General features: G+C 61.7%; 25 protein-coding genes. 18 read left to right on the top strand and 7 right to left on the bottom strand.

The window, feature by feature from the left end:
- Nucleotides 1-7: 7 nt before the first annotated feature.
- The gene (locus AC1D1Z_RS09530; RefSeq protein WP_047617099.1) at nucleotides 8-853 is read right to left on the bottom strand and encodes a class I SAM-dependent methyltransferase; all 846 of its coding nucleotides are present in this window, start codon (nucleotides 851-853) and stop codon (nucleotides 8-10) included.
- A gap of 277 nt (nucleotides 854-1,130) precedes the next feature.
- On the opposite strand from AC1D1Z_RS09530, the gene AC1D1Z_RS09525 reads away from it, so the two are divergent.
- The gene (locus AC1D1Z_RS09525) at nucleotides 1,131-1,382 is read left to right on the top strand and encodes a hypothetical protein (protein ID WP_196251379.1); all 252 of its coding nucleotides are present in this window, start codon (nucleotides 1,131-1,133) and stop codon (nucleotides 1,380-1,382) included.
- Nucleotides 1,383-1,521: 139 nt separating this feature from the next.
- On the opposite strand, the gene AC1D1Z_RS09520 is transcribed toward AC1D1Z_RS09525, so the two are convergent.
- On the bottom strand, nucleotides 1,522-1,899 hold the full coding sequence (locus tag AC1D1Z_RS09520; RefSeq protein WP_477850298.1) for a nuclear transport factor 2 family protein: 378 nt from the start codon (nucleotides 1,897-1,899) through the stop codon (nucleotides 1,522-1,524).
- Nucleotides 1,900-2,025: 126 nt separating this feature from the next.
- Here AC1D1Z_RS09520 and AC1D1Z_RS09515 point away from each other — a divergent pair, with 126 nt between their 5' ends.
- On the top strand, nucleotides 2,026-2,484 hold the full coding sequence (locus AC1D1Z_RS09515; protein WP_131647366.1) for a MarR family winged helix-turn-helix transcriptional regulator: 459 nt from the start codon (nucleotides 2,026-2,028) through the stop codon (nucleotides 2,482-2,484).
- 88 nt (nucleotides 2,485-2,572) lie between these two features.
- Complete coding sequence (locus tag AC1D1Z_RS09510) at nucleotides 2,573-2,953, top strand: GFA family protein (protein WP_131647367.1); 381 nt, start codon at nucleotides 2,573-2,575, stop codon at nucleotides 2,951-2,953.
- Between the two features lie 126 nt (nucleotides 2,954-3,079).
- Here AC1D1Z_RS09510 and AC1D1Z_RS09505 read toward each other — a convergent pair whose 3' ends face one another.
- The 3 genes from AC1D1Z_RS09505 to AC1D1Z_RS09495 all read right to left on the bottom strand — a co-directional run bounded on the left by AC1D1Z_RS09505 (nucleotide 3,080) and on the right by AC1D1Z_RS09495 (nucleotide 7,448).
- Nucleotides 3,080-5,077, bottom strand: coding sequence for an ABC transporter ATP-binding protein/permease (locus AC1D1Z_RS09505; RefSeq protein ID WP_131647368.1), 1,998 nt, complete (start codon nucleotides 5,075-5,077; stop codon nucleotides 3,080-3,082).
- A gap of 117 nt (nucleotides 5,078-5,194) precedes the next feature.
- Nucleotides 5,195-6,319, bottom strand: coding sequence for an MFS transporter (locus AC1D1Z_RS09500; protein WP_131647369.1), 1,125 nt, complete (start codon nucleotides 6,317-6,319; stop codon nucleotides 5,195-5,197).
- Nucleotides 6,320-6,548: 229 nt separating this feature from the next.
- Nucleotides 6,549-7,448, bottom strand: coding sequence for a GntR family transcriptional regulator (locus tag AC1D1Z_RS09495; protein WP_130651651.1), 900 nt, complete (start codon nucleotides 7,446-7,448; stop codon nucleotides 6,549-6,551).
- Between the two features lie 227 nt (nucleotides 7,449-7,675).
- Here AC1D1Z_RS09495 and AC1D1Z_RS09490 point away from each other — a divergent pair, with 227 nt between their 5' ends.
- From AC1D1Z_RS09490 to AC1D1Z_RS09455, 8 genes are all read left to right on the top strand, one after another.
- Complete coding sequence (locus tag AC1D1Z_RS09490; protein ID WP_477850294.1) at nucleotides 7,676-9,178, top strand: UxaA family hydrolase; 1,503 nt, start codon at nucleotides 7,676-7,678, stop codon at nucleotides 9,176-9,178.
- Between the two features lie 146 nt (nucleotides 9,179-9,324).
- Nucleotides 9,325-10,344, top strand: coding sequence for an aldo/keto reductase (locus AC1D1Z_RS09485; RefSeq protein ID WP_130728783.1), 1,020 nt, complete (start codon nucleotides 9,325-9,327; stop codon nucleotides 10,342-10,344).
- Between the two features lie 9 nt (nucleotides 10,345-10,353).
- Complete coding sequence (locus tag AC1D1Z_RS09480; protein ID WP_018244616.1) at nucleotides 10,354-10,800, top strand: RbsD/FucU family protein; 447 nt, start codon at nucleotides 10,354-10,356, stop codon at nucleotides 10,798-10,800.
- 208 nt (nucleotides 10,801-11,008) lie between these two features.
- The gene (locus AC1D1Z_RS09475) at nucleotides 11,009-11,998 is read left to right on the top strand and encodes an ABC transporter substrate-binding protein (RefSeq protein ID WP_028731590.1); all 990 of its coding nucleotides are present in this window, start codon (nucleotides 11,009-11,011) and stop codon (nucleotides 11,996-11,998) included.
- Nucleotides 11,999-12,105: 107 nt separating this feature from the next.
- Nucleotides 12,106-13,659, top strand: coding sequence for a sugar ABC transporter ATP-binding protein (locus tag AC1D1Z_RS09470; RefSeq protein WP_047617113.1), 1,554 nt, complete (start codon nucleotides 12,106-12,108; stop codon nucleotides 13,657-13,659).
- A 27-nt stretch (nucleotides 13,660-13,686) separates the two neighbouring features.
- Entirely contained in the window at nucleotides 13,687-14,661 is a 975-nt protein-coding gene (locus AC1D1Z_RS09465) for an ABC transporter permease (RefSeq protein ID WP_018244613.1), read from the top strand.
- A 67-nt stretch (nucleotides 14,662-14,728) separates the two neighbouring features.
- Nucleotides 14,729-15,748, top strand: coding sequence for a zinc-binding alcohol dehydrogenase family protein (locus AC1D1Z_RS09460; RefSeq protein WP_131647370.1), 1,020 nt, complete (start codon nucleotides 14,729-14,731; stop codon nucleotides 15,746-15,748).
- A gap of 267 nt (nucleotides 15,749-16,015) precedes the next feature.
- Nucleotides 16,016-16,393, top strand: coding sequence for a hypothetical protein (locus AC1D1Z_RS09455; protein WP_018447681.1), 378 nt, complete (start codon nucleotides 16,016-16,018; stop codon nucleotides 16,391-16,393).
- A gap of 261 nt (nucleotides 16,394-16,654) precedes the next feature.
- Here AC1D1Z_RS09455 and AC1D1Z_RS09450 read toward each other — a convergent pair whose 3' ends face one another.
- Both AC1D1Z_RS09450 and AC1D1Z_RS09445 read right to left on the bottom strand, forming a co-directional pair.
- Nucleotides 16,655-17,383 carry a copper homeostasis protein CutC gene (locus tag AC1D1Z_RS09450; RefSeq protein ID WP_131647371.1) on the bottom strand — a complete coding sequence of 243 codons (729 nt, stop codon included), beginning with the start codon at nucleotides 17,381-17,383 and terminating at the stop codon, nucleotides 16,655-16,657.
- Nucleotides 17,380-18,627 carry a LysR family transcriptional regulator gene (locus AC1D1Z_RS09445; protein ID WP_131647388.1) on the bottom strand — a complete coding sequence of 416 codons (1,248 nt, stop codon included), beginning with the start codon at nucleotides 18,625-18,627 and terminating at the stop codon, nucleotides 17,380-17,382. Before AC1D1Z_RS09445 ends, AC1D1Z_RS09450 begins: the two co-directional genes overlap by 4 nt.
- 49 nt (nucleotides 18,628-18,676) lie before the next feature.
- Between AC1D1Z_RS09445 and AC1D1Z_RS09440 the strand changes: the two genes are divergently transcribed.
- The 7 genes from AC1D1Z_RS09440 to AC1D1Z_RS09410 all read left to right on the top strand — a co-directional run bounded on the left by AC1D1Z_RS09440 (nucleotide 18,677) and on the right by AC1D1Z_RS09410 (nucleotide 25,977).
- A complete protein-coding gene (locus tag AC1D1Z_RS09440; protein ID WP_245515900.1) occupies nucleotides 18,677-18,862 on the top strand; it encodes an acetyltransferase in 186 nt (61 codons plus the stop codon).
- A gap of 186 nt (nucleotides 18,863-19,048) precedes the next feature.
- Nucleotides 19,049-19,957, top strand: a complete 909-nt coding sequence (gene osmF, locus AC1D1Z_RS09435; protein ID WP_003545119.1) for a glycine betaine ABC transporter substrate-binding protein OsmF — start codon at nucleotides 19,049-19,051, stop codon at nucleotides 19,955-19,957.
- 82 nt (nucleotides 19,958-20,039) lie between these two features.
- Complete coding sequence (locus AC1D1Z_RS09430) at nucleotides 20,040-21,206, top strand: ABC transporter permease (protein ID WP_131647373.1); 1,167 nt, start codon at nucleotides 20,040-20,042, stop codon at nucleotides 21,204-21,206.
- Nucleotides 21,203-22,147, top strand: coding sequence for an ABC transporter ATP-binding protein (locus AC1D1Z_RS09425; RefSeq protein ID WP_018244606.1), 945 nt, complete (start codon nucleotides 21,203-21,205; stop codon nucleotides 22,145-22,147). The genes AC1D1Z_RS09430 and AC1D1Z_RS09425 overlap by 4 nt, the downstream gene beginning before the upstream one ends.
- Nucleotides 22,144-22,893: an ABC transporter permease gene (locus AC1D1Z_RS09420; RefSeq protein WP_047617124.1), complete on the top strand. Its 750-nt coding sequence runs from the start codon at nucleotides 22,144-22,146 to the stop codon at nucleotides 22,891-22,893. Before AC1D1Z_RS09425 ends, AC1D1Z_RS09420 begins: the two co-directional genes overlap by 4 nt.
- A 146-nt stretch (nucleotides 22,894-23,039) precedes the next feature.
- On the top strand, nucleotides 23,040-23,435 hold the full coding sequence (locus tag AC1D1Z_RS09415) for a VOC family protein (protein WP_018244604.1): 396 nt from the start codon (nucleotides 23,040-23,042) through the stop codon (nucleotides 23,433-23,435).
- 88 nt (nucleotides 23,436-23,523) lie between these two features.
- On the top strand, nucleotides 23,524-25,977 hold the full coding sequence (locus tag AC1D1Z_RS09410; RefSeq protein WP_477850286.1) for a glycoside hydrolase family 2 protein: 2,454 nt from the start codon (nucleotides 23,524-23,526) through the stop codon (nucleotides 25,975-25,977).
- Nucleotides 25,978-25,992: the final 15 nt, after the last annotated feature.

Raw genomic sequence — 25,992 nt, 5'->3', positions numbered from 1 at the left:
TCTGAGGCTATCGCGTGCCTGTGATCACAGTTGCCGTTGAGAGAAGGTGAACCTTGCCGTCGCTGACGGATTGTAGCGCGAGCTCCAGAACCTCGCGACGGATCTTCTCCCGTGTTGCTGCGTCGGCCCTGGATAGTCCGGCGACGACAGGCGCGGCGATCTCGGTCATGAAGTCCCAGTAGCTCGCCGGGGCATCGTGCACCATCATCGCCGACACCTCTTCCTCGGCGATGTCGAGAAGGCCCGCCTCTCTGAAGGTCTCGACCATCATGCCTTCCCCCGCGCAGCGGAACAGGCCCGGAGAACCGGGTGGCGGCGGGGGCATGTCCACGTGGCGGGCGATCGTGCCCATGATCGTGGTCGCCCATGGATTTTTGGCAGGCGCGCTCCAGACTGCGGCACAGACCCGCGCCCCGGGCTTTGCGACGCGCGCCATCTCCCTGGCGGCGGCAGCGATATCCGGGAAGAACATAAACCCGAACCGGCATAGGACGGCGTCGAAACTGGCATCGGCAAAAGGCAACGCTCCCGCATCGCATAGGCGAGTTTCGAAGTTTTTGAGGCCACGTCTGGCCGCATTTTCGGCGGCAGCAGTCAGCATATTTTCCGAGAGATCGGTGACGACAACCTGACCCTCGGGGATTGCCGCCGCCGCCGTCAGGCCGGGTTCGCCAGTGCCGGCGGCTATGTCAAGCACGCTAAAGCCGTTGGAGAGATTGGCGCGCCGAAGCATGGCGTCACCAAACGGGGCGAGCCAACCGAGAACCAAGCTGTCCCATTTCTTCCAGCCGGCCGAAAACTTGTCCCATGTCTCACGTTGCTGGTTACGGATATCGTCGAGATTTGCTGACATGCACCGGCTCCCCCATCCTTTCAACCGGCAAAGCCGGGAACGTCGGCACTATGCGCCGCTGATGTCGGGATTCAATGGAAATAAACGCCATCGGGCCAATCGCCAGGCGCGACCAAACCCGTTGGGACGGAGTGATTGAATTGACCAAGCCTATTGGAGCTTTTATACGATAGCTTTTGCGAAACTCCGGACTAGCCAAAAATAATCCTTTTAAATCAATGGGCTTCTCCTGGATGGTGCCAAATCAAGAATACGGAACCAGCGGATTGCTGATGCGATGCAGCCCGGCTGCATGCATCAGCCATGGAGAAACAAAATTATAAAGATCATGGTCTTACTGCACAGCGCCGATGGCATGGCTTGGCAGTCTCCCCCTAAAGGCACCAGCCTGAAGACATTGAGCGAAGCCGAAGAGCAAGGTTTCATCTTGATCCGCGGGGAATTCCAGAAACGGCAATTTCGTCTGACAGAGCTGGGCTCCGACCATGTCGAGCGCGACAAGCGGCGTCTGGAAGCTCGCAGGCTCTGAACCGATACCGCCGGCTAAGCGCGAACTGAACGCACAAGCCAAGCGGCCCGACGGGCGAAAGGCGGGTCTGACAATGGCGCTTTGCAACAGGAGCGGTCATCCGTGAATAGCGAGTACCAGCTTACAGAGCACGCTGGGCTTACAGGGCATCCTGGATATCGAAGCGAACGATCTTATCGCCTTCCATGCGGAAGATGTGCGYCACGGTCTTGTCCTTCAGGCCATGGGCCTGCCCCTCCAGCGGCCGGCCATCGAGGTCAAAGACCGATTGGATCACCTCGACAGCGACAGCGCCGTCTTCGGTTTCCTCAAATGCGACCGGCTCGACGTGTGGACTGATCATAGCCCATTGACGTGTCCAATAGTCGCGTACAGCCTCGCGACCATTGATGTGGCCGCCATCCATGCCGTTGGCCCAGGCGACATCATCGGAAAGGACGGCCAGGACAGCGTCGATGTCCCTGGCATTGAAGCTGGCATAGATGCGCTTGATCATGTCGACGTCATTGTTGGACATTTCGTTTCCTCAATGGAGCTTGAAACATTCGCTTGGCGGCATCGAAGCGGCATTGCCTCCTGCCGAGCGTCAAGATACATATGTACATATATATCTCGCGATCAAGCGCAGGCAAGAGGTGAGCGAATGAATGAAGACGTGCTTTCTACGCCTGGCCATCTCATCAGTCTTGCGGCGCGGGGGTTTGCCCGCCTCAGCGAGTCACGGCTTAAACCGCTCGGCTTCGGTGTCGGCCAGTTGCCTGTCCTGGTGGCGCTGCAAAATGGCAAGGCCAGCACACAGCGTGACCTCGCCCGCTTTGCCAGGATCGAGCAACCACCGATGGCGCAGATGCTCGCACGCATGGAGAGGGATGGCTTGATCGAGCGGACACGTGACCCGGCTGACGGCCGTAGCAGCCGCATCGTGCTGACAAGAACCGCACAGGAACGCATGCCGGAGGCAATTACGGCCTTGTTCCAGGGGAATGAAGAGGCCTTGAATGGGTTCACGGATGCGGATGTGAGACAACTTGTCGATTTGCTTGCGCGGCTGATCGAGAATCTGGATCAGATTGCAAGCGCAGAGTCTTCGTTGCGCGATTGATGCAGAGCGTCCGAGAACTCCGCGGCCCGACCCGCGGAATCCTCGGCGCAACCTTAGAGGCACGATTGGGCCTATTGGAGGAACGCTTATGCATAAAGGATCCTGTCTGTGTGGTGCAGTAACTTTTGAAATCGAAGGCGATCTGCGAGCGCCGGACGCATGCCATTGCTCCAAATGTCGAAAACAATCCGGCCACTTTTTCGCTTCAACCGACGTGCCTAAAGATCAGATCATCATCCAGGGGGGCGAAAGTGTTATCTGGTATCAATCCTCAGAAAAGGTGAGGCGAGGATTTTGCGGGGTATGTGGATCATCGCTGTTTTGGGATCCGCCCCATCACGACTGGATTGCTGTCGCGATGGGTGCATTTGATAGCCCGACCGAAACCAAGCTGAAAATGCATATTTTTGTCGCTGACAAGGGCGACTACTACGACATCACCGACAACCTGCCCCAGAATGAGCAATAGGTAACTGTTGCAGCGAAGTCCGCTTCGGCCTAGCCAGCGCGAAGCCGCCCCTGTGACAAGCGAGGCGACCCTCCGCCCAGCGCAGGCTCGCCGAAGTCCTTCCGGCTCCCGACCAAGCGGACAATTCTATTCTGGGACTGCGCTATCTTTATTCGAGGTCGTGCTGTTTTTCGGCAGGGAGGGGTTCTTCAAAACGCGTGACAGCAAGTTCCGTTTTCTCTTGCGTGGGACAAGATCGATATCGCTGACAAGTTTTGCGCCGCCCTCGCGCCGCTCCAGCGTGATCTTGCGGCTATGGAAGGCTTCGAGCTCAGCCCGATGCGCGACGCTGACGATCGTCACTTCAGGCAATTCATCGATCACCATTTGCATCATCTTATCCTGGCTCTTCTCATCGAGTGCTGAGGTTGCTTCATCCAGTACGATGATATCGGGATGGTGGAGCAGCAGACGCGCAAAGGCGAGCCGCTGCTTTTCACCGCCCGACAAGGTCTGGTCCCAGGGCGCGTCTTCCTCGATCTTGTCGTTCAGATAATCGAGCCCCACCTTGTCGAGCGCCGCCTTGATCTCATCCGGCGTCCAGCTATCGGCGGCGCCGGGATAGGCGACGGCACGGCGAAGCGTCCCGGACGGAATATAGGGCCGTTGCGGCAGCATGAACAATCGTCTGTCGGCGTGGAAATTGACGCTGCCCTCACCCCACGGCCAAAGACCTGCGATGGCTCGCACCAGCGTGCTCTTGCCCGAACCGGATTCGCCGGCGACGAGCACCCGCTCGCCTGGCTCGATCACGACCTGGGTTTCCTTGACCACGGCGGTGCCATCGTCGAGCGACACGGAGAGATCGTTCAGGCTGAGCATCGCATCGCCTTCCGTTTCACCGCGCTTGATGCGTCCGAGCGCGTTGCTCTGTTCGGCGCGCTCCAGCCCGTCGAGCGACATCATCAGCGAAGCAATACGCCGGGCACAGGCGTTCCAATCGGCGAGACGAGGGTAATTGTCGACCAGCCATCCGAACGCGCTCTGAACGATGGCGAAGGCAGAGGCAGCCTGCATAACCTGCCCAAGCGTCATGCTGCCTTCGAGAAATTTTGGAGCGCACAGCAGAACCGGGACGACCGGCGCAAACAGGCTCGATCCCTGCGACACAAGGGCTGTGCGCATGTGCTGGCGTGCAAGGAGCGCCCATTGCCTGAGCACGTTGGCGAAGGTCTTGCCGAGGTCGTTCCGCTCCTCCTCCTCGCCGCCGAGCAAGGCGATGCTCTCGCCGTTTTCCCGCACATGCGTCAGCGTGTAGCGAAATTCGGCTTCCGCTTGGTTTTTCGCCTCGGAGACGCGGACGAAATGGCGGCCGATGACCGTCATCGAACTGGAGGTGATCGCGGCGTAGAGGACCGCAGTGACGACGAGAAAGCCGGGAATGGTGACGGTCCAACCGGCGATCGTCAGAGTCAGAGCCCCGCCGATCGTCCAGAGCACCAGGATGAAGGTCGAGGCCGACAGAAAGGCGGCAATGACGCCAGAGATGAAATCGACAGGTGCTTCGGTGGCAATCCGTAAATCCTCCGCGATGCGCGCTTCGGGGTTCTTGTGGTCGCCGCCGATGAGGTTCAATTGATAGTAACGACCGCTTGCGAGCCAGCGCGCGATGACGGCGGTCGTCAGCCAGGAACGCCAGCGGCGCTGGATCATCATGCGAAGGGCGACTTGTGTGGTGACAAGGGCTGCAGTTCCGAGCGCAAGTGGGAGGAATACGACGCTCAGGAAATACACGGTGCGGGCATTATGTTGCTCCAGGGCGTCAAAAATCGCGCGGTTCCAGAGATTGATTCCGTACTGGAAGCCGACATTCATGCCGATCAGGGTCAATAACCCGATGGTGCACGGCCAGGCGAGCTTATCACCGCCACGACCCCAGTAGCAGCGCGCGCTGATCCAGAAACGCTTCAGCAAATACCGCTTGCGCGCCTGCTCGGCCTCTTCAGGCGTCAGCTCCGGATCGGGTTCGATGGCATCTGGCGGCGGCATGACCTCGACAGTCGATGCCGTCTCCTGGGGCGAGTTCCCGGCACCGTGCGGTTCGGTGCCGTCGACCGATTTCGGTTTGAGTTTAGCGTCGGCCATAAGCGCGATAACGGCTTACACATCGAAATGTTTCATGATGCCGGTGGCGAACATCGCATCGGAGGGCTTGTGAGAAAATCAGGCAATCACCGGAAGACCGCGACCGTGCTGTCGCTATTACGCCGCGTCTGAGCCCATGCCATAGCTTTCGTTTGCCGCGTTCTGGATCATTCCGATCGCGATCGGCGGCAAGATGAAGCTCCAGATCCCGAGCCAGGCAATCGAAATCAAACTTCCGTGGCCTCTGTCGCGTGCGCGATCATTGAGGAGATCACCAAGGGTCATGACAAGAACCGGCAATCCGAGCGGCACGAGGATGGCGATCAGCATGCCAGCAAGCGGCGTTAGCAGGCGCTGCGACCGTGCGGCGCCCGCCAGTTCCCCATGGATGCGATAGACCCAATAGGCCAGATAGATAAAGGCGGCCACGGCAATGCCGAAGACCAGAAGTGCTAAAAGCAGCGTGACGGGGGAAGAGGTGACGTCGGCATCATTCGCTTGAAACAGATGGACGCCAATCGCCATCAGAAAAATCAGGATCGGCGGCATGACCAGGATGACAGCGACCAGGAGAGGGGATCGCCGGCGCGGCGCAAGCGGCGTGTGTCGCGGACGCGGAGCTTCATCGAAGGCCAGGTTTCCGGCCGGCACCAGCAATATGACAGCAAGAAGCAGGCAGGCCAGGAAAGCCGAAACGACAGGCACGGCGCCTAGATCGAGGCCGTATAACCACGACGCGCCGATCGGAGCAAAGGCTGAGATCAGGATCGTCGTTGACAGGAGAGTGAGGGCGCAGCCGAAGTCGATTTTGCCCGGTCGCCCGCCCACCAGGAATATCGCGATCGCGAGGGGGAAAACGGCCCGAACCGTGCCGAACACCACACCAAACAAAAACAGAAACGCCGGCGATCCCCACAATGCAGGCGCCGGCAGAAAACTGATGGCGACAATGGCACAGACGAGAATGGGCGAAATCAAAGCCGACCGACCATGGCGGCTCGCGACGATAAACCCCAGGAAGGCACCGGCAACCCAGCCAAGAGTGGAGCCGAAATAGAAGATCCCGATCGTCTGAGCGCTGCTGCCGGCCATTTGCGAGATCAAGGGAAAGACCGTGCTGAAACCTTGTCCGCCGATTGCCAAAAGAAGTGAGGAAAAAAACACAGCCCAATAGCGATAGGTGCTCAGGAAATCAGCCAGCGTCCATTCGATATTGCTGGAGGGGGCAGAGGTGTTTTCCATCGGTGAAACTTGCTCTCCATTCATGATCATCGCGCATCGCAAACGGTGGATACGTCGACCATGCGCATCGAGGAGGTTATTTCAATAGCTTTGACGCGGCATCCGGACCAGCCCAGAGGTTTTGCCGACATATCGTGACGGATTTATAAATGTCCCCGCCGCGCCGAAACGTGCCAGGGCTGGCATCCGCTCCGTAAGACAACGCTTTCCTGGCGTTGCCCTCCCCACCTCAAGCGGATTCGGTGGCGATCTGCGGCAGGGATTGCAGGAGGGTCTGGCGGGCGGAGTGCAGATGCGCGCGGCAGGCGGTTTCGATTGCCGCCTGGTCGCGGGATTCGAGGGCTGCGATATAATCCAGATGTTCGTGGATGGCGCGCTCGTTGCGCTGGCGGGCGGCGGTCTTGTTCCACTGGTAGTGATAGTGGAAGACGATGGCGATCGCGTCGTAGAAATCGGCGATGAAGCGGTTCTTCGAGGCGCGGTGGATCAGCAAGTGGAAGCGCTCGTCGAGGACGGAGAAATCCTTGAAGCGTTGGTTGATGTCGGCAAGCATGGCGTGATGTTCGTCGCGAATGGCGGCAAGATCGGCCCAACTCTGATTATCCCTCGAAAGTCGGCCGAATTCGGCGGCGGAATGCAGCTCGAACATCTCGCGCACATCGGCAAGCTCAAGCGCGAATTCGCGGGTGAACCCTTTGAGCGTCCAGTGGCTGTTCGGGCGTTTCTCGATGAGGCCGAAGCGGGAGAAACGGATCAGGAATTCGCGCACGCTGGTCGTGCCGGTGCCGATCTCGCGGGCAAGCTCCAATTCGTTGATCTGCATGCCGGGTGCTGCATCATCGGCAAGGATGCGCTGCATGAAGCTGCGCTCGATAATATCGTGCAGGGAATCGGTTTCTTCGGAGGGAAAGAGGTCGCGGTCTGTGGGTTGGCGCAGCACGATCTTCTGGCGCTTGTTCCAGCGGATGATGCCCTCTTCGCTCAGCCGCGTCAGGATGGCGCGCGCCGTCGAGCGGCTGACGCCGAGCTGGGCGGCGATCTCCGGTTCCGAGGGCAGCGCCGTATCCGTACGCAGGGCTGCCGCATACCTGTTGTACGCTTCCTTGAAGACCGTATTCTGCCTTGCCACCAGACCCCGCTTTCCGCCCTCGTGACCGTCGCCCGCTTCAAAGCAGGACGGAGCGGACCGGGGCTTGTTCAAACGACCTTTAGCTTAATTCCGGTCGCCTGCGGCTCATTGCCTCCCTCGTCCACAGGATCAATATTCCCGTTGACTTGAAAATGTTTATTGTAGATAAAAAACAAAATCAATGCGCTTTCGCCGATGTAGCGAGCCTTTCCCAGGGAGATAGAGACTTGGACAAACTGCCTTGGATCATCCTTTCGGCCGGCGACAATGTCGCGGTCGCAACGGCGGCAATTGCGCCGGGTTCGACGGTTGCCGGCATTCAGACCCGTGAGAAGATCGACCCCGGCCACAAAGTGGCGATTGCGGATATTCCGCTCGGATCACCCGTGGTCAAATACGGACAGGCGATCGGCCGCACGACGGCCGAGGTCAAGGCCGGCGACCATGTGCACAGCCACAACCTGCATTTCGAAAACGACCGGCTGGCGGCGACCGCCAATTCGGCGCCGGAAACGGCGACCACCGATGACAAGGCGCGCACCTTCATGGGCTATCGCCGCGCCGACGGGCGGGCGGCGACGCGCAACTATATCGGCATCATCGCCAGCGTGAACTGTTCCACCACGGTCTGCCGGGCGATCGCCRACGAGGCGAACCGGACGATCCTGCCGCATTACGAGGGCATCGACGGTTTCGTGCCGATCGTGCACGACCAGGGCTGCGGCATGAGCTCGACCGGCGACGGCATGAACGTGCTGCATAGGACGCTCGCCGGCTACACCAGACATGTGAATTTCGGCGGCGTGCTGATGATCGGCCTCGGCTGCGAGGTCAACCAGCTGACGCTGTACGGCCAGAGCGGCGCCGGCGCCTCGAAGCGGCATTTCAACATCCAGGATGCCGGCGGTTCGCGCCGCGCAGTCGAGCGCGCCATGGGCATGCTGCGCGAGATCGCTGCCGATGTCGGCAAGGAAAAGCGCGTGCCGATGTCGATCGGTGAGATCATCATCGGCCTGCAATGCGGCGGCTCGGACGGCTTTTCCGGCATCACCGCCAATCCGGCGCTCGGTGTCGCGGCCGACCTGCTGGCGGCGGCCGGCGGTACGGCGATCCTGTCAGAGACTTCGGAAATCTACGGTGCGGAGCACCTTTTGCGCAGCCGCGCCGTCAGCGACGAGGTGGCAAAGAAGCTCGACGACAAGATCGCCTGGTGGGAGGATTACGTCGCGCTGCACGGCGCCTCGCTCGACAACAATCCGTCGCCCGGCAACAAGCGCGGCGGGCTGACGACCATCCTTGAAAAGTCGCTCGGCGCGGTTGCCAAGGGCGGCCGCTCGCCGCTGACGGCGGTCTATGGTTATGCCGAGCGGGTCACGGCCCCCGGTCTCGTCTTCATGGACACGCCCGGCTACGACCCGGTCTCGGCGACCGGCCAGGTGGCCGGTGGGGCAAACATGATCGCCTTTACGACAGGCCGCGGCAGCTGCTTCGGTTGCCGGCCGGCGCCGTCGCTGAAGCTTTCCAGCAATTCGGCGCTCTATGCGTCGATGGAAGAGGACATGGACATCGATTGCGGCACGATCGCCACCGGCGATGCGACGATCAGCGGCAAGGGCCGCGAAATCTTCGATCTGATCGTCGATACGGCATCAGGCAAGAAGACCAAGAGCGAGCTCTTCGGCTACGGCGACAATGAATTCGTGCCCTGGCATCTGGGCGCGACGCTCTAACCTTTGCTTTGACGCAACCCCAGGAAAACCGCTTCACACTTTTCCTGGGATTGATTTGAAGTACGCAATCCCGGACGGAAAACCGCTTCACACTTTTCCTGGGATTGCTCCATAGACCAAGCTCAAGTTCTTCGCGAGGAGGCATGATGAAGACGAGACGGATCGGCAAGACCAAGCTGGAGGTGACCGAAATCAGTTTCGGTGCCGCCGCTCTCGGCGGCCTCTACCGCGCCTGCCCGCGCGAGCAGGCGATCGACACGCTGCAGGCGGCCTGGGACAGCGGCATTCGCTATTTCGACGTGGCACCCTGGTATGGGCTCGGCCTTGCCGAGCGGCGGGTCGGCGATTTCCTGCGCGACCAGCCGGACCGTAGTTACGTGCTTTCCACCAAGGTCGGCCGGCTGCTTCGGCCGGTGCCGACCGGCACCGTGCCTGATTACAGCTATGTCGACCCGCTCTCCTTCGACGCCGATTACGACTATTCCTATGACGGCATCATGCGCTCGGTCGAGTTCAGCTATGCGCGCCTCGGCCTCAACCGCATCGATATTCTGTATGTGCACGATCTCGGCGTCTACACACATGGCGCGGCGAAAAACGCGGTCCACCAGAAGCAGTTTCTCGATTCCGGCGTGAAGGCGCTGGAGGAACTCAAGTCGTCCGGCGCGATCTCCGCCTTCGGCCTCGGCGTCAACGAGGTGCCCGTCTGCCTCGACGTCATGCGCCATTCCGATCTCGACTGCATCCTGCTCGCCGGCCGCTACACGCTGCTCGACCGCTCGGCCGTCGCCGAACTGCTGCCGCTCTGCCGGCAGAAGGGCACGTCGCTCGTCGTCGGCGGCGTCTTCAACTCCGGCATCCTCGCCACCGGCCCGGTGCCGGGTTCGCATTTCGACTATATGCCGGCTGATGACGACGTGCTTGCCAAGGTCGGCGCCATGGAGGCGATCGCCAAAAGCCACGGCGTACCGCTGGCAGCGCCCGCCCTGCAGTTTCCGCTACGCGAGGCGATCGTCGCCTCGGTGCTGATCGGCACGGCCAAGCCGTCCAGCCTGACGCGCAATATGGAGATCGTCGAGCCGCGGCTTGCCGACGAGATCTATGCCGAATTCGAACCCTATACGCTGGTCGCGCCGCCGCTCGGCGCCGAAGCCGTCCGAGTCTGAGGAGAGACTATGCTCAAGGGTATTCATCCGCTGCTTGGACCCGACCTGCTTCATGCGCTGAAGACCATGGGGCATGGCGACGACATCGTCATATCAGACGCCAATTTTCCCTCGGGCTCGATGGGCCCGCCGGTCATCCGCGCCGACGGCGTCAGCGCCACTGCGATGGCCGAGGCTATCCTGACGCATATGCCGCTCGACACTTTCGTGCCGGAAGCGGCGTGGCGGATGGAGGTGGTCGGCGATCCCGATGCGATGCCGGAGGTCTGCACCGAATTCCAGCAGATCGTTTCCAAGCACGCCGGCGATTTCCGCATCGTGCCGGTAGAGCGTTTTGCTTTCTACGCGATGGCTCGCAAGGCCACCTACATCGTCGCGACGACGGAATTCCGGCTGTACGGCAACCTGATTTTGAAAAAAGGCGTAGTCCATCCTGATGAGGTCGACATGGCCTGATCCCTATTTTAGGGTATCGTGGTATTGGAATAAAATCAGTTGCTTGGCGGGAGTTTGCCAAAGAAAAAAAGCCGGTTTGGCGCTCTTGCAATTTGATTGCGCCTCGGCTAGCTTCACCCGGCAAATGTTTTTTATCGATAAAAATCGTCCGCCTGCGTTCAGCGGCCGATTTATTTGGAGGAGAACGCACCCTGAGAGGAGAACCCTTATGAGTATCGTGAAATCCCTTCTGTCCCGCCGCGCCTTTACCGCGCTTGCAGGTGCCGCAGTCATCGCCACGGCGATGCCGGCAACGTCGTTTGCCGCCGACGTGACGATCCCGATCATCGTCAAGGACACGACGTCCTTCTACTGGCAGATCGTTCTGGCCGGCGCCCGCAAGGCCGGCAAGGATCTCGGCGTCAACGTGCCGGAACTCGGCGCACAGGCCGAATCCGACGTCAACGGCCAGATCAGCATTCTGGAGAACGCCGTTGCCGGCAAGCCGGCCGCCGTCGTCATTTCGCCGACCGAATTCAAGGCGCTCGGCAAGCCGATCGATGAAGCCGCCAAGTCGGTTCCGATCATCGGCATCGACTCAGGCGCCGACTCCAAGGCGTTCAAGTCGTTCCTGACGACCGACAACGTCCAGGGCGGCCGCATCGCCGCCGACGGTCTGGCCGCCGCCATCAAGGAGATGACCGGCAAGGAAGAAGGCGATATCGTCATCCTCACCAATCTTCCCGGCGTCGGCTCGCTAGAGCAGCGCCGCGAAGGCTTCCTGGATCAGATCAAGACCAAGCATCCCGGCCTGAAGGTCATCGCCGACAAGTATGGCGACGGCCAGGCGACGACCGGCCTCAACATGATGACCGACCTGATCACGGCCAACCCGAACCTCGTCGGCGTCTTCGCCTCGAACCTCATCCTGGCGCAGGGCGTTGGCCAGGCGATYGCCGAAAACAAGCTCGGCGACAAGATCAAGGTCATCGGCTTCGACAGCGACGACAAGACGGTGGGCTTCCTCAAGGATGGCGCGATCGCCGGCCTCGTCGTTCAGGACCCCTATCGCATGGGCTATGACGGCGTGAAGACCGCGCTTGCCGTCTCCAAGGGCGAGAAGGTTCCGGAAAATGTCGATACCGGTGCCAATCTCGTCACCAAGGCGAACATGGCCGATCCGAAGATCGACGCGCTACTGAACCCGAAGATCAAGTAACAAAAACAGACAGGCCGCGCCGGCTTCAAAAACCGGCGCGGCCTTTCCCATCCGTGGTATGTTTTGTGCGGGATGGAGAGCAGAGGCGACACAAGGAGGAGAGGTCCATGATCGGACTGGAAGAGGTCAGTCATCGCCATGATGACAGCGCGACGCTGAAAGAAGCCAATCGAATTCCCGCCGGATCGCCTATCCTCGAACTCAAGGGCCTGCAGAAGAATTATGGTCATGTGCAGGCGCTGAAGCCAGCGACGCTGACCTTCCTTGCCGGTGAAATCCACGCCATCGTCGGGGAAAACGGCGCCGGCAAATCCACCCTCATCAAATTGCTGACCGGCGTCATTACCCGCACGGCGGGCGAAGTGCTGTGGTGCGGCCAGCCGGTGGGGCTGTCGACGCCGAACGAGGCGATCGCCCGCGGCATCAACGCCGTCCACCAGGAAGTCGTGCTCTGCCGGCACCTGACGGTTGCCGCCAATCTTTTCCTCGGCGACGAGGTCAACCGCTACGGCCTGATGCGCAAGAAGCAGATGGAGAAGATGGCGCAGGCCGTCCTCGACGATCTCGGCTTCGGCCTGCCGGCCGGTGCGCTGTTGAGCTCGCTGACGATCGGCCAGCAGCAGCTGGTGGCGACGGCGCGCGCGGCGATGCGCGGCACGCAGTTCCTGATCTTCGACGAACCCACGGCCTATCTGACGCGCCAGGAATCGGCGCAGCTCTTCAAGCTGATCCGCCGCCTGCAGGGCGAAGGCGTCACGATCGTCTATATCAGCCACCGTATGGAGGAAGTGTTCGAGCTGGCCGACCGTGTCTCGGTGCTGCGCGACGGCACGCATGTCGGCACGCGGCTGATCGGCGAGACCAACGATGCCGAACTGATCGCTTTGATGATCAACCGCTCGATCGAGCAGATCTACCACAAGGAAGAGATTGCGATCGGCGAGACGATCGTCGAGGTCAAGGGCCTCTCCGGTCCGGGCTTCGAAGACGTGTCGCTCAGCGTCAAGGCAGGACAGATCGTCGGCCTCTACGGGCTGATCGGCGCCGGCCGCAGCGAATTCGCGCTCGGCCTCTACGGACGCCAGCCGATCAGCGCCGGCGAAATCCAGTGGAGGGGCAAACGTGTCGATATCCGCAACGAACGCACCGCCATGGAACTCGGCATTGCGCTCGCGCCCGAAAGCCGGCGCGACCAGGGGCTTTGCCTCAACCTGCCGATCGGCCTCAACATCAACCTGCCGGTGTTCGGGCGCCTCAGCCACGGCCCCGTCATCAATCACGCACGCGAATCGGCCAATGCCGACAAGCAGATCCGCGATCTCAGCATCAAGACGCCGAGCCGGCGCGTTCCGGCCTCCAGCATGTCGGGCGGCAACCAGCAGAAGATCGTCATCGGCAAGTGGCTGAGCCACGGCGCCCGGCTCTTCATCTTTGACGAGCCGACCGTCGGCGTCGACGTCGGTACCAAGGCGGAAATCTACCGGCTCTTCGCCAAGCTTCTGAAGGACGGCGCGGGCATCATCCTGATCTCCTCCTACCTGCCCGAGGTCTACGAACTGGCCGACCGGCTGCACGTCTTCCGCGCCGGCAAAATCGTCGCGAGCCATGATTTCCACGCGGCGACGCATGAACAAGTGCTCAGCGAAGCGATCGGCGTCTGAGCCAAAAGAATAAGAGGGAGAAAATTCATGACTGCCACCCCCACAGAAATCGTCGCACCGCCGCCGCGTCGGAAAATGAACATCCTGTTCGGCCTGACGCTGATCGGCCTGCTGATCTTCCTCTGGATCGTGCTCGCCGTTGTCACCCCGAGCTTCTGGACGCCGCTCAACATCTCGAACCTGCTGCGTCAGGGCGCGATGACGGCGATCCTCGCACTCGGCCAAACCTTCGTCATCATCACCGCCGGCATCGACCTTTCGGTCGGCGCCATTGTCGGCTTCTGCACCGTGATCATCGCCTGGCTGCTGCAGGCGGGCGTACCGGTATGGGGTGCGATCGCGCTGACGCTGCTCATGGGTGTGGCGATCGGCGCCTTCCATGGCTTCGGCATCGTGCATATGGGCCTGCCGCCGTTCATCATCACGCTGGCAACCCTGACATCGCTGCGCGGCATCGGCCTGCTGATCACCAACGGTTCGACGATCAACATTACCAATGAGGGCTTCAGCAATTTCGCCCGCGCCGATTTGCTCAGTATTCCGAGCCTGTTCTGGATGGTCATCCTGGTGGCGGTCCCCTCCTTCATCTTCCTGCATCTGAGCCGTTGGGGCCGCTATCTCTTCGCGGTCGGTTCGAATGCCGAGGCGGCGCGCCTTTCCGGCGTCAACGTCAAGGGCATGATCTACCTTGCCTATATCCTCTCGGCCTCCTTCGCCGCCTTCGTCGGCGTGCTGCTGGCCTCGCGCATCGCCATCGGCAATGCGACACAGGCCGACGGCTGGGAACTGCAGGCGATCGCCTCCTCCGTTATCGGCGGCACCAGCCTGTTCGGCGCGGTCGGCTCTGTGCACGGCCCGCTGATCGGCGCGTTCATTCTCGCCACCATCAACAACGGCGCGAACCTTCTGAACGTCAACTCCTTCTGGCAGCGTATCATCACCGGTCTCTTGATCATCGTGATCGTGTTCTTCGACCAGCTGCGCCGCCGCAAGAGCAATTAAGAGGCGAGCAAGAGACAGCCGGCCTGAACCAGCCGGCTTCTTCCATTTCAGGAATGCGAGACCCGTCATGAAAGCAGTTCTTTGCCGGGAGCCCGGCGTGCTCGATATCGTCGAGCGTCCTTCGCCAGCGGCTCCCGCCGCCGGCTGGGTGCGGCTTGCCGTCAGCCATGTCGGCATCTGCGGCACCGACTACCACATCTTCGAGGGCAAACATCCCTTCCTCGAATATCCCCGGGTAATGGGGCACGAGATCTCGGCGACGGTGCTGGAAGCGGGCGACGGCGTTGCCATGGCGGTCGGCACGCCCGTCATCGTCAATCCCTATCTCTCCTGCGGGCAATGTATCGCCTGCCGTCAGGGCAAGCCGAATTGCTGCACCAATATCAAGGTGCTCGGCGTCCATACCGACGGCGCCTTCTGCGAGGAGATTTCGGTTCCGGCCGAGAACCTCTATGCCGCCGAAGGTGTAAGCCTCGAAGCGGCGGCAACGACCGAGTTCCTGGCGATCGGCGCCCATGCGGTGCGCCGATCGATGACCGGCGCCGGAGCGCGGGCGCTCGTCATCGGCGCCGGGCCGATCGGCCTCGGGGCGGCGATCTTCTCGCGCATCGCCGGCCATGAGGTGACGCTGCTCGATACCAGCACCGAGCGGCTGCAGATGGCAGCCGAGCGCTTCGGCTTCACGTCCGGCATCGTTGCCAACGAGGCGACAGCGGAAGCTGTACGGGAAAAGACCAATGGCGACGGTTTCGACGTGGTCTTCGACGCGACGGGGTACGGCCCTTCGATGGAAAAGGCCTTCTCCTTCGTCGCCCATGGCGGCGCGCTGGTGCTGGTCAGCGTCGTCAAGGACGATATTCGCTTCTCCGATCCCGAATTCCACAAGCGCGAGATGATGGTGATCGGCAGCCGCAACGCCACCCGCGTCGATTTCGAGCATGTGGCGGATTCGATCGCCAAAGGGCTGGTGCCGGTGGACAAGCTCATCACCCACCGCACGACGCTTGCCGATGCGCCGCGCGATCTGGCGCGCTGGGCGCATGAGAAGAATGGGCTGATCAAGGCGGTGATCCGCATCGGTGCCTAGGGCAATCCCAAGGTACGAAGTCGCATAGCGATTGCCTTGAACGCTTCCGGCAAATCCCGCCGGGAGCCGTTGGCCCTTGGTCTTTCCACAAGACGTTCTGATGGATGCGCCCGGAAACAACGCGGTTCCGACTCAGACCGGCGCCCGCGATTTCGCGCAACATTTCTCAATCAAAAAGCACACAGAAGAAAACGGAAGTGTCCATAAGTGAGGCCCGCCGGATACTCGGCAGATGTTCATCAATTGAGTGATGGAAAGGGTCGGGCGATGAAAATGCGAATTGCTTCCTTGGCAATGGCTATTGCGCTGACAATGCCGCTTGTGGTGCCTGCCCGTGCGCAGGTGGTCATCCAGGAAGGCCAGGGATCGGAATTCTATGCTGATCCTGACGATAACCAGACGGAAACGGATTTTCTGCAGCGATGGAATCGCCACCACGACCAGCGAAGCGGATGGCGTTCGGGTCGGGACAATTTCGGGCCAGACGATGCGGTTCGCCTCCTCGAACGGCGTGGTTATCGCGTCAGAGATGTGAGGGACGTGGGTGAACGATATCTGATCAGAGCATGGCGAGACGGGGACGATCTCCTCGTGAGTGTCTCCCGCAGGGGTGAGATCATGGGCGTCGTGCACGACCGCGAGTGATGAGCGCATGAGAAGAATGGGTGATCAAGGCTGTCATCAGTATTGGCGGCTAGGCAGCGCCGGAAAAGTCCTACGGCGTTAGGCGCCTATCTTGTCATGTTCGCGGTACCTGCTGCGTAGTTTCCCACACACTCCGTCATCCTCGGGCTCGACCCGAGGATCCATGTTGGCCTCCGTCACCAGCAAGGCATGGATCCTCGGCTCAAGGTCGAGGATGACGGGTGCATCGACAAACGAATGCTCCCTTGTCCTCACGCTCCGTTATCCTGCCACCGCCTCAATCGCCCTGCGCATCTGCCTGACAACGGCGACATCGGTCTTGTTCGTGCTTTTCGCCTCGAAGCCGAAGGCGACCGCGCGTGGATCGGCGCTTTCGACCGGCGAACTGCAGGAACCGTGGACCTCGCGGGCGCCGGTCGCCTGCAGGATCTCGCCGACATTTGCCGGGCGGATGCCGCTGCCGGGCATGATGGCGATCCGGCCGGCCGCCTTTGCCGAAATGCGCTTCAGCGTGTCGAGGCCGTCGGTGGCCTTCAGGGCGCAGCCGGAGGTCAAGATGCGTTCGCAGCCGAGCTCGACCGCCTGCTCCAGCGCCTGATCGGCATCCGGCACCAGATCGAAAGCGCGATGCAGCGTCGAGCCGAGGCCGGCGGCATGCGCCTTCAAACGGTGAATCAACGGCATGTCGAGCGTACCATCCGGCCGGTTGGCGCCGATGACGACGCCGGCAAGGCCAGCGGCGCGCACGGCATCGATATCGATCATCATCGCTTCCTCGTCTGCCGCGTCGAAGATGAAAGGTCCGGCGTGAGGGCGGATCATCGCGTAGACCGGAATGGGCGCCCGCGCGGCGATCTTCATCAGGCTCGGCAGCGGCGTCAGGCCGCCGAGCTCCAGCGCCGAGCAGAGCTCGATGCGCCCGGCGCCGCCTTCAATCGCGGCGGCAAGGCCTTCGGCGCTGTCCACGCACACTTCGAGCAAGATTGTCACGTTGCAGTCTCCCTGGCTCCGGCGTCCGTCGGCCTTTTGGTGCGCGCCACGGATTCCGATGTAATTCTCGCCGCCACCTCGATGATGACTGTGCAGGCATCGGCGGCGGCTTTTCGATGATTGAAGGCGACGTGATAGGACATCGGCAGATGCTCGTCGAGATCGACGATGCGCACCTTGTCGGCAATCGGCATGGCGCTGACGCGGCCGAGGAAAGAGACGTAACCGTGATTGGCGACGAGGTCGACGATGACCGGCAGCGAATCCGCCGCGGTGATATCCTGGCCGCGCAGGCGCCAGTTGGGCGCACGCTCGTAGCTGAAGGCCATGGCCGCATGACCGAGGCCGGTGCGCGGGCTCGGCATGCAGATCGGGTGGCCGGCAACGAGATCGGCGACGCTGGTCTCGGTACTATCCGGCGGCGCGATCACCACCATGTCGGTCTGCAGCAATTCGCGATGGCGGAAGTTTTCCAGCCCGAAGACCGAATCCAGAATCGCAACATCGATGCGGCCGCTCTTCAGCGCCTCGCGCAGATCGTCGGCGGTCATCGAGACCAGCGAGATCGCATTGTTGTTGCGGCGTGCATTCCATTCCGAGACCAGCGTGCCCAGGCAGCGCGCCACCCAGCTTTCCGAGCCGGTCGGGATGATCGAGCCGATGCGCAGCGACCGGGCGGTGCGCCGATAACGCTCGTCGGCCGACGATTTGAGATCGTTCCACGCCTGGCTGATCGCCATGAAGATCTGGTAGGCGCGCCTGCCCTCTTCCGTCAGCACCGAGCCCTGCGCCTGCCGCTCGAACAGGCGATGGCGTAAAAATTTCTCAAGATTGGCAAGCTGAAGCGAAAGCTGCGGCTGACCGAGGCGGAGGCGGCGGGCGGCCCGGTTGATGCTGCCCTGGTCGGCAACTTCGAGAAAACGCTCCATCGTGACGATCTTGACGGGAATGCGGGATGCCCAGGCCTCGTCGATCCCGGCGGCGGCGCCGTCGTGACCGGCCCATTGGCCGAGTTCAGCGATTGCAGCCATGATCGGCTCCAGGCCTTCCAGCACCCTGCCGCTCGCAATCAGCGTCGCCAACTCGCCGGAAGCGCGTTCCGTCAGCTTCATCGCCAGTTCGGTCTCGAGATTATGGATTGCCGTCGAGACGGTGGAGGGCGACAGCTGGAAGCGCCGCGCGGTCTCGCGGACCGAACCGGAGGTCAGAACATGGCTTGCGATGAACAGGGCACCAAGATGCAAACGGCCACCTCCGGAAAGCGCTGGAAAAACCGGACGATATGATGTGTTCATGAAAAAAGATATCCCTGCCTCCGGAGAGGCGGGCTATCGTTCCCGTCATAAAAAAACCGGGCGGCGGGAAACCGCGAAAGAGCCGGGGAATATCGTGGAAACACGCAAGGGAACAAAAACAAATCGCGCCGGCCTTGGAAAAGGGAATGCGTTTCCGCGCGCGGAGCCGCATTCGCCGCCATAATCGTGCTGCGACCGCAAATACTGGAGGGGGCTTGCATCGATTTTTCGGGCATGAACGCTATTTCCATGACGCACGCAATTCCGGCATGATGGCGGCTTGGTCGCCTTCGCCGGCGGATTTCCTATGCGCAGGCCTCCCGCCCGAGGCTTGGGCCACATTCAATGGTTTTGAAAAAGGGGACTTTCCATGCTGAAGAAACTCGCACTTGCCGTCTCGCTCTCCGCCTTCGCGGTGGGTGCGGCCCATGCCGCCGACGTCGTCGTTTCGTCGAAGATCGACACCGAAGGCACGCTGCTCGGCAACGTCATTGCGCTCGCTCTCGAAGCGAACGGCATCAAGACGCAGGACCGCATCGCGCTTGGCGCAACACCCGTCGTGCGCAAGGCGATCACCGCCGGCGAAATCGACATCTATCCCGAATACACCGGCAATGCTGGCTTCTTCTTCAACAAGGCCGATGACGCCGCCTGGAAGAACATCGACCAAGGCTATGAGCTGGCGAAGAAGCTCGATTACGACGCCAACAAGATCGTTTGGCTGACGCCGTCGCCCGCCAACAACACCTGGGCGCTCGCCGTGCGCAGCGATGTTGCCGGCCCGAACAAGCTGAAGAGCCTTACGGACTTCGGCAAATGGGTTGCCGGCGGCGGTGCCGCCAAGCTTGCCGCCTCGGCCGAATTCGTCAATTCGGCCGGCGCGCTCCCCGCCTTCCAGACGACCTACGGCTTCCAGTTGAAGCCCGACCAGATGGTCGTTCTCTCCGGCGGCGACACGGCGGCGACGATCAAGGCGGCCGCCGACCAGACGAACGGCGTCAACACCGCCATGGTCTACGGCACCGACGGCGCCATCGAAGCGGCTGAACTCACCGTTCTCGAAGACGACAAGAACGTCCAGCAGGTCTATGCCCCGACGCCGATCATCCGCGAAGAGGTGTTGAAGGCCAATCCGAAGATCGAGGAAGTGCTCTCGCCGATCTTCAAGAGCCTGACCGCCGACGAGTTGCGTAAGCTCAACGCCAAGATCCAGGTCGACGGCGAGCCGGCAAAATCCGTCGCCGAAGCCTATCTCAAGGAAAAGGGCTTCCTGAAGTAATCATCGCTCGCTCCGCCCGATTGCGGGCGGAGCCCCCTTTGCTGATAGGGTGGGCTGATGTTGGCCAGACAGGGTTGATTTGATGGAAGAAACCTTAGCGGTCCGCAAGCTGGACCGGCTCGGCGTGGTTCTGGTGGCCGGCGGCATCGCGGCGACTGCACTGATGCCCTTCATCTACGTGAAGGCGAACCGCATCGCCGCCGGCAAGCCGATGCTGCTGATGCAGCTTCTTCCCCAGCCTTCCATCGTCATCCTGACCGTGCTTCTCCTTCTCACCGCCTTCGCCACGCTGTTCCTCACCAATGCGATCGCGCGGCTTGTCATCGCCACACTCTGCCTTGCGGCGCTGATCGTTGCGATCGGCCTCGTCTCGACGGCGGCAACGCCCCCCGGCAGCACAGTGGCGCGCATGACGCCCGGCGGCGGCTTCTGGGCGCTGTTTGCGGTGATCGGGCTCGTCATATCTGATGCGCTTGTCAAAATCCGGCTGGCGCCATGGATGCGGGTGGCAGCCCTTGCAGCCTATACGGCGCTGCTCTTCATCTCGCTCTCCTCCGGCCTGCTCGACAGCCTTTCGATCATGAAGGAATTCTCGACGCGGGCCCCGCAATTCGAGACCGAAGCGCTCTCGCATCTGCTGCTGGCGTTCGGCTCGCTTGCCATCGCCATTATTCTCGGCCTGCCGCTTGGCATCCTCTGCTTCTGGGTGCCGAAGCTGCGGGCCATCGTGCTGCAGGGGCTGAGCCTCATCCAGACGATCCCGAGCCTGGCACTCTTCGGCCTATTGATGCTGCCGCTCGGCTATCTCGCCACCCATGTGCCGCTCGCCGCCGCGATCGGCATCCGCGGCATCGGCACGGCGCCTGCCTTGATTGCGCTGGTGCTCTATTCGCTGCTGCCGATCGTCGCCAACACCGTCGTCGGCCTTCAGGGCGTCGACCCCTCGGTGCGCGATGCTGCGGCCGGCATGGGGCTGACGCGCTTGCAGATTCTGACCGGCATCGACATGCCGCTCGCCTTTCCCGTCATCCTCACCGGCATCCGCATCGTACTGGTGCAGGCGATCGGCATGGTGACGATCGCCGCGCTGATCGGCGGCGGCGGCTTCGGCATCTTCATCTTCCAGGGGCTCGGCCAGACGGCCATGGATCTCGTCCTGCTCGGCGCCGTGCCGACCGTCTTCTTCGCCTTCTCATCGGCCGTCATCCTCGATGCGGTCATCGACAGCATCCGGGGAACCGCCGCATGACCATGATCGAGATCAGGAACGTCACCAAGCGCTACGGCCCGGCCACCGTCGTCGACAACGTCTCGATGAGCGTCGAGAAGGGTGAGATCACCGTCATCGTCGGCACGTCGGGCTCGGGCAAATCGACGCTGATGCGGATGATCAACCGACTGGTGCCGATCACCGAAGGCGAAATATCAGTCGGCGGACAGAATGTGATGGACGTTCCAGTGACGGAGCTTCGCCGCAAGATCGGCTATGCCATCCAGGGACACGGCCTGTTTCCGCACCGGACGGTGGCGCAGAATATCGCCACCGTGCCGCAGCTTCTCGATTGGGATTCCGCCCGCATCGCCAAACGCGTCGAAGAACTGCTCGGGCTTTTCAACCTCGATCCGGCAACCTTTGCCGACAAATATCCGCACCAGCTCTCGGGCGGCCAACAGCAGCGCGTCGGTGTGGCCCGGGCGCTGGCGGCCGAGCCGGAACTGCTGTTGATGGACGAACCCTTCGGCGCGCTCGATCCCGTCATCCGCGGCAAGGCGCAGGACGACCTGCTGGCGATCCAGAAACAGTTCGGTACGACAGTTATTCTCGTCACCCACGACATGGACGAGGCCTTCCATCTCGGCAACCAGATTGCAGTGATGAGCCAGGGCAGGTTGCTGCAATGCTCGACGCCGGAAAAGATCCTCACCGAACCCGCCGATCCCTTCGTGCAGCAATTGACCGGCACGTCCGACCGGGCCTTGAAGCTGATGTCGCTGCTGCCGCTGAAGGAGAGCATGGAGCCGGCCAAGAACGGTCTCGCCTATGCCCTGCCGCAGTCGCTCAGCCTGCGTGATGCGCTGGCCGAAATGATCTGGCAGGGGGTCGACGAGGCGGCCGTGCAGGACGGCGAAAAGGCGCCGGTTGGCTCGATCTCGATGACGCGGCTTCTCGAACTGGGCCGCAAGGCATGAAGCTCGTCGTCGCCAATCTCTTCCGCCTGGCGGCGCTGGCTTTGCTGCTCATCCTGCTGTTCAGGACGGAGTGGCTTTCCTTCCTGCTGGTGCCGCTGACCAGCAACAATGCGCCTGCCGTCTATACGCAGAACAGCCTTGCCTCGCTGGCCGCCGGGCATCTGCAGCTGGTGATCGGATCGATTGTCTGCAGCGCCGTGCTTGCCGTTGTCGGCGGCATCTTCGTGACGCGGGAAAGCGGTGCTGACTTCCTGCCGCTGTCGCGCGCCATCGCCAATGCGGGGCAGACCTTTCCGCCGGTCGCGGTGCTGGCGCTCGCGGTTCCCGCCACCGGCTTCGGCGCCATGCCGACGCTGATCGCGCTCTTTCTCTACGGCCTGCTGCCGATCTTCGAAAACACCGTCGCCGGCTTGAAGCAGGTTTCGCCGCAAGTTCTCGATGCCGCCGACGGCATGGGCATGAACGGCACGCAGCGGCTATTGCGGGTCGAGCTGCCGCTGGCCCTGCCGCTGATCCTCGAAGGGCTGAAGGTGGCGACCGTCATCAATATCGGCACGGCGACGATCGGCTCGACGGTTGCGGCCAAGGGCCTCGGCGAGGTCATCATCGCCGGGTTGATTTCCGACAATACCGCCTTCATCCTGCAGGGCGGCCTGATCGTCGGCCTGATGGCGGTGCTGATCTATGACGCCATGGGTATGGTCGAAGCGGCGATCACCCGAAGAATCGGCTTGCGCGCGGCGTAGGAGGACGAGTACCAAGACTGCCGTGACTACTGCATAATTCCTTAAATCGATTCCGATTTAAGGAATTATGCAGCAATTCAAAGTGCTACAGCGTCCTTTGCGCGTCTAAAAAGACGCGCGGCGCTGTAGTGCAATGGGAGGCAGAATTGGCGAAGATGATCCACTCCATGATCCGCGTTCTCGATGAGGCGCGCTCCGTCGAATTCTACGAGAGGGCCTTCGGCCTTTCGGTGGCCGACCGCGTCGATTTCGAAACCTTCACGCTGATCTATATGAGCAATGCCGAGACCGGCTTCGAGCTGGAACTGACCGTCAACAAGGGCCGGACCGCGCCCTATGACCTCGGCAATGCCTATGGCCATCTCGCCGTCTCGGTCGAGGAGGTGGCGGTCGAGCGGGAGCGGCTGTCGAAGCTCGGGCTCAATCCGGGTGAACTGGTAGAGCTCAACCGCGACGGCAAGCTCTTCGGCCTGTTCTTCTTCATCAGCGATCCCGATGGCTACAAGATCGAGGTGCTGCAGCGCCACGGCCGGTTTCTCTGACGCATCGTGCCGAGCCGGATTGCGGCGGCACACATCCAATCTCCCGATAATCCCACAGCTTCGAGCGGCATGAACTAGGAGCCCGCCCATGATCGAGAAGACCGAGCTCAATTCCGGCTGGACGCTCTCCTGTAACGATACAGGAAGATCCAGACTGCCCGCCGCAATCCCCGGAACGGTGCCGGGCTGCGTGCATCTCGACCTGATCGCCAACCGGCTGATCCCCGATCCCTATATCGACGTGAACGAAATCAGCAGTGACTGGATCGGCAAGACCGACTGGACCTATCGCTGCACGTTCGAGGCGATGCCTGACGATGGCAGGGTGCAGGAGCTCGTCTTCGACGGGCTCGATACGATCGCGGTGATATCCCTCAACGGCGAAGAGATCGGCCGCACCTTCAACATGCACCGCACCTATCGTTTCGATGTTTCCCGGCTGCTGAAGGCTGGCCAGAACGAACTCACCGTCACCTTCCGCTCGGCTTACGCCTATGGTGCGGAGATGGAAAAACATTACGGCTACCGTCCCAACAACTATCCGGGACCGGGCAATCTGATGCGCAAGATGGCCTGCAATTTCGGCTGGGACTGGGGGCCGACGCTGGTGACGGCCGGCGTCTGGAAGCCCGTCCGGCTGGAAAGCTGGGACCGGGCGCGGCTTGACGAAACGCGGGTGTCGGCGACACTTGCCGGCGGCGATGGGCTGGTAAAAGTGCATGCCAGGCTGGCGCGGCATGGCGGCACAACGCCGTTGAGGCTTGTCGCCGAAATCGGCGGCGTAACCAAAACGCTGGCGATTGCCGCTGACGAAGACGAGATCGCCTTCGAGCTTACCCTCCCCTCGCCGCAGCTCTGGTGGCCGCACCATCTCGGCGCGCAGCCACTTTATCCCCTGACTCTCCGGCTGATCGGCGACGGGAGCGACGATCTGCTCGACGCTCATGAGCGCGAACTCGGATTCCGCTCACTGCGGCTCGACACCTCGGCCGACGAGCACGGCTCGGCCTTTACCTTCGTCATCAACGACGTGCCGCTTTTCATCTGCGGGGCGAACTGGATTCCGGACGATTGTTTTCCCCCGCGGGTGACGGCTGAGCGTTATGCCGCTCGGATCGAGGAGGCAAAGGCCGCCAATATCCACATGCTGCGCGTCTGGGGCGGCGGCATTTTCGAGGCCGACGAATTCTATGAGGCCTGCGACCGCGCCGGCATGCTGGTCTGGCAGGATTTCCTCTTTGCCTGCGCCGCCTATCCGGAGGAGGAGCCGCTCAGAAACGAGGTCGAGGCGGAGGTGCGCGACAATGTCGTGCGGCTGATGCCGCATGCCTCGCTGGTCCTCTGGAACGGCAATAACGAGAACATCTGGGGCTTCGACGAATGGGGCTGGCGGCCGATCATCAAGGCGGGCGAAAGCTGGGGCCTCGGTTATTATCTCGACCTGCTGCCGAAACTCTGCGTCGAACTCGATCCGGACCGGCCCTATTATCCCGGCAGCCCCTATTCCGGCTCGATGGAGATCGAACCCAATGCCGACGCACATGGCTGCAAACATATTTGGGACGTGTGGAACGATGTCGGCTACGAGGTCTACCGCAATTATATCCCGCGCTTCTGCTCCGAATTCGGCTGGCAAGCGCCTCCGGCCTGGGCAACGATCGAAGAAAGCGTGCACGACGCGCCGCTGACGCCGCAATCGAACGGCGTCTTCCACCATCAGAAGGCCACCCAAGGCAATGACAAGCTGATCTGCGGCCTGTCCGGCCATTTGCCGGAGCCGCGGACAATGGATGACTGGCACTTCGCCACCCAGCTCAACCAGGCGCGCGCCATCCGCTTCGGCGTCGAGCACATGCGCTCGCATCGGAATATCTGCAAGGGTGCGGTGGTCTGGCAGTTCAACGATTGCTGGCCGGTGACCTCATGGGCCGCGCTCGATTCGGCCGGACGCCGCAAGCCGCTCTGGTATGCGCTGAAGGCAGCCTATGATCCGCGCCTGCTGACGATCCAGCCGCGCGGCGGCGGACTTGCGGCGGTGGCCGTCAATGAACGGACGYTGTTCTGGCGGGCGAAGATCAGCGGCAAACGCGTGACGCTCGACGGCACCGTGCTGGCCGAATTCGAATTCTGGCGCCTGCTCTGCGATCGTTTCGAGGCAAAGGAATTCCCGCTGCCCGAGGCTATCGTCACCCCCGGCTTACCGAAGGACGAGCTCATCGTCGTGCAGATGCTCGACCGGCGGGCCTTCCATTATTTCGTCGAGGATATCGAGCTTGCCCTGCCGGCACCGCGGCTGACGGTCGATGTCGTCGGGATCGACGGTGGGTATGAGGTCAAGGTGACGGCGCAAAACTTCCTCAAGGATCTCTGCCTGATGGCGGATCGGCTGCATCCGGATGCCGTTGTCGATTCGATGCTGGTGACGCTGCTGCCGGGCGAGAGCCATGTCTTTGCGGTTAAGACGGCAAAGWCGATCAGGGCCGATGACATTACCATCGGCACCGTGCTCCGATCGGCCAACGATCTCGTCGCCAAACACTAAAAAGGCCCCGCATCC

This window comes from Rhizobium sp. P1_E1 (genome assembly GCF_056406015.1).
The sequence above is the reverse complement of the archived record's forward strand: the minus strand, read 5'-3'. Positions and strand labels throughout refer to the sequence as shown.

What these genes read in the sequence shown, in the direction of transcription:
- AC1D1Z_RS09530 (WP_047617099.1), bottom strand. Translation starts at nt 853, where the DNA reads ATGTCAGCAAATCTCGACGATATCCGTAACCAGCAACGTGAGACATGG.
- AC1D1Z_RS09525 (WP_196251379.1), top strand. Translation starts at nt 1,131, where the DNA reads ATGCAGCCCGGCTGCATGCATCAGCCATGGAGAAACAAAATTATAAAG.
- AC1D1Z_RS09515 (WP_131647366.1), top strand. Translation starts at nt 2,026, where the DNA reads ATGAATGAAGACGTGCTTTCTACGCCTGGCCATCTCATCAGTCTTGCG.
- AC1D1Z_RS09510 (WP_131647367.1), top strand. Translation starts at nt 2,573, where the DNA reads ATGCATAAAGGATCCTGTCTGTGTGGTGCAGTAACTTTTGAAATCGAA.
- AC1D1Z_RS09505 (WP_131647368.1), bottom strand. Translation starts at nt 5,077, where the DNA reads ATGGCCGACGCTAAACTCAAACCGAAATCGGTCGACGGCACCGAACCG.
- AC1D1Z_RS09500 (WP_131647369.1), bottom strand. Translation starts at nt 6,319, where the DNA reads ATGGAAAACACCTCTGCCCCCTCCAGCAATATCGAATGGACGCTGGCT.
- AC1D1Z_RS09485 (WP_130728783.1), top strand. Translation starts at nt 9,325, where the DNA reads ATGAAGACGAGACGGATCGGCAAGACCAAGCTGGAGGTGACCGAAATC.
- AC1D1Z_RS09480 (WP_018244616.1), top strand. Translation starts at nt 10,354, where the DNA reads ATGCTCAAGGGTATTCATCCGCTGCTTGGACCCGACCTGCTTCATGCG.
- AC1D1Z_RS09470 (WP_047617113.1), top strand. Translation starts at nt 12,106, where the DNA reads ATGATCGGACTGGAAGAGGTCAGTCATCGCCATGATGACAGCGCGACG.
- AC1D1Z_RS09465 (WP_018244613.1), top strand. Translation starts at nt 13,687, where the DNA reads ATGACTGCCACCCCCACAGAAATCGTCGCACCGCCGCCGCGTCGGAAA.
- AC1D1Z_RS09460 (WP_131647370.1), top strand. Translation starts at nt 14,729, where the DNA reads ATGAAAGCAGTTCTTTGCCGGGAGCCCGGCGTGCTCGATATCGTCGAG.
- AC1D1Z_RS09455 (WP_018447681.1), top strand. Translation starts at nt 16,016, where the DNA reads ATGAAAATGCGAATTGCTTCCTTGGCAATGGCTATTGCGCTGACAATG.
- AC1D1Z_RS09440 (WP_245515900.1), top strand. Translation starts at nt 18,677, where the DNA reads ATGAAAAAAGATATCCCTGCCTCCGGAGAGGCGGGCTATCGTTCCCGT.
- osmF (WP_003545119.1), top strand. Translation starts at nt 19,049, where the DNA reads ATGCTGAAGAAACTCGCACTTGCCGTCTCGCTCTCCGCCTTCGCGGTG.
- AC1D1Z_RS09430 (WP_131647373.1), top strand. Translation starts at nt 20,040, where the DNA reads ATGGAAGAAACCTTAGCGGTCCGCAAGCTGGACCGGCTCGGCGTGGTT.
- AC1D1Z_RS09425 (WP_018244606.1), top strand. Translation starts at nt 21,203, where the DNA reads ATGACCATGATCGAGATCAGGAACGTCACCAAGCGCTACGGCCCGGCC.
- AC1D1Z_RS09420 (WP_047617124.1), top strand. Translation starts at nt 22,144, where the DNA reads ATGAAGCTCGTCGTCGCCAATCTCTTCCGCCTGGCGGCGCTGGCTTTG.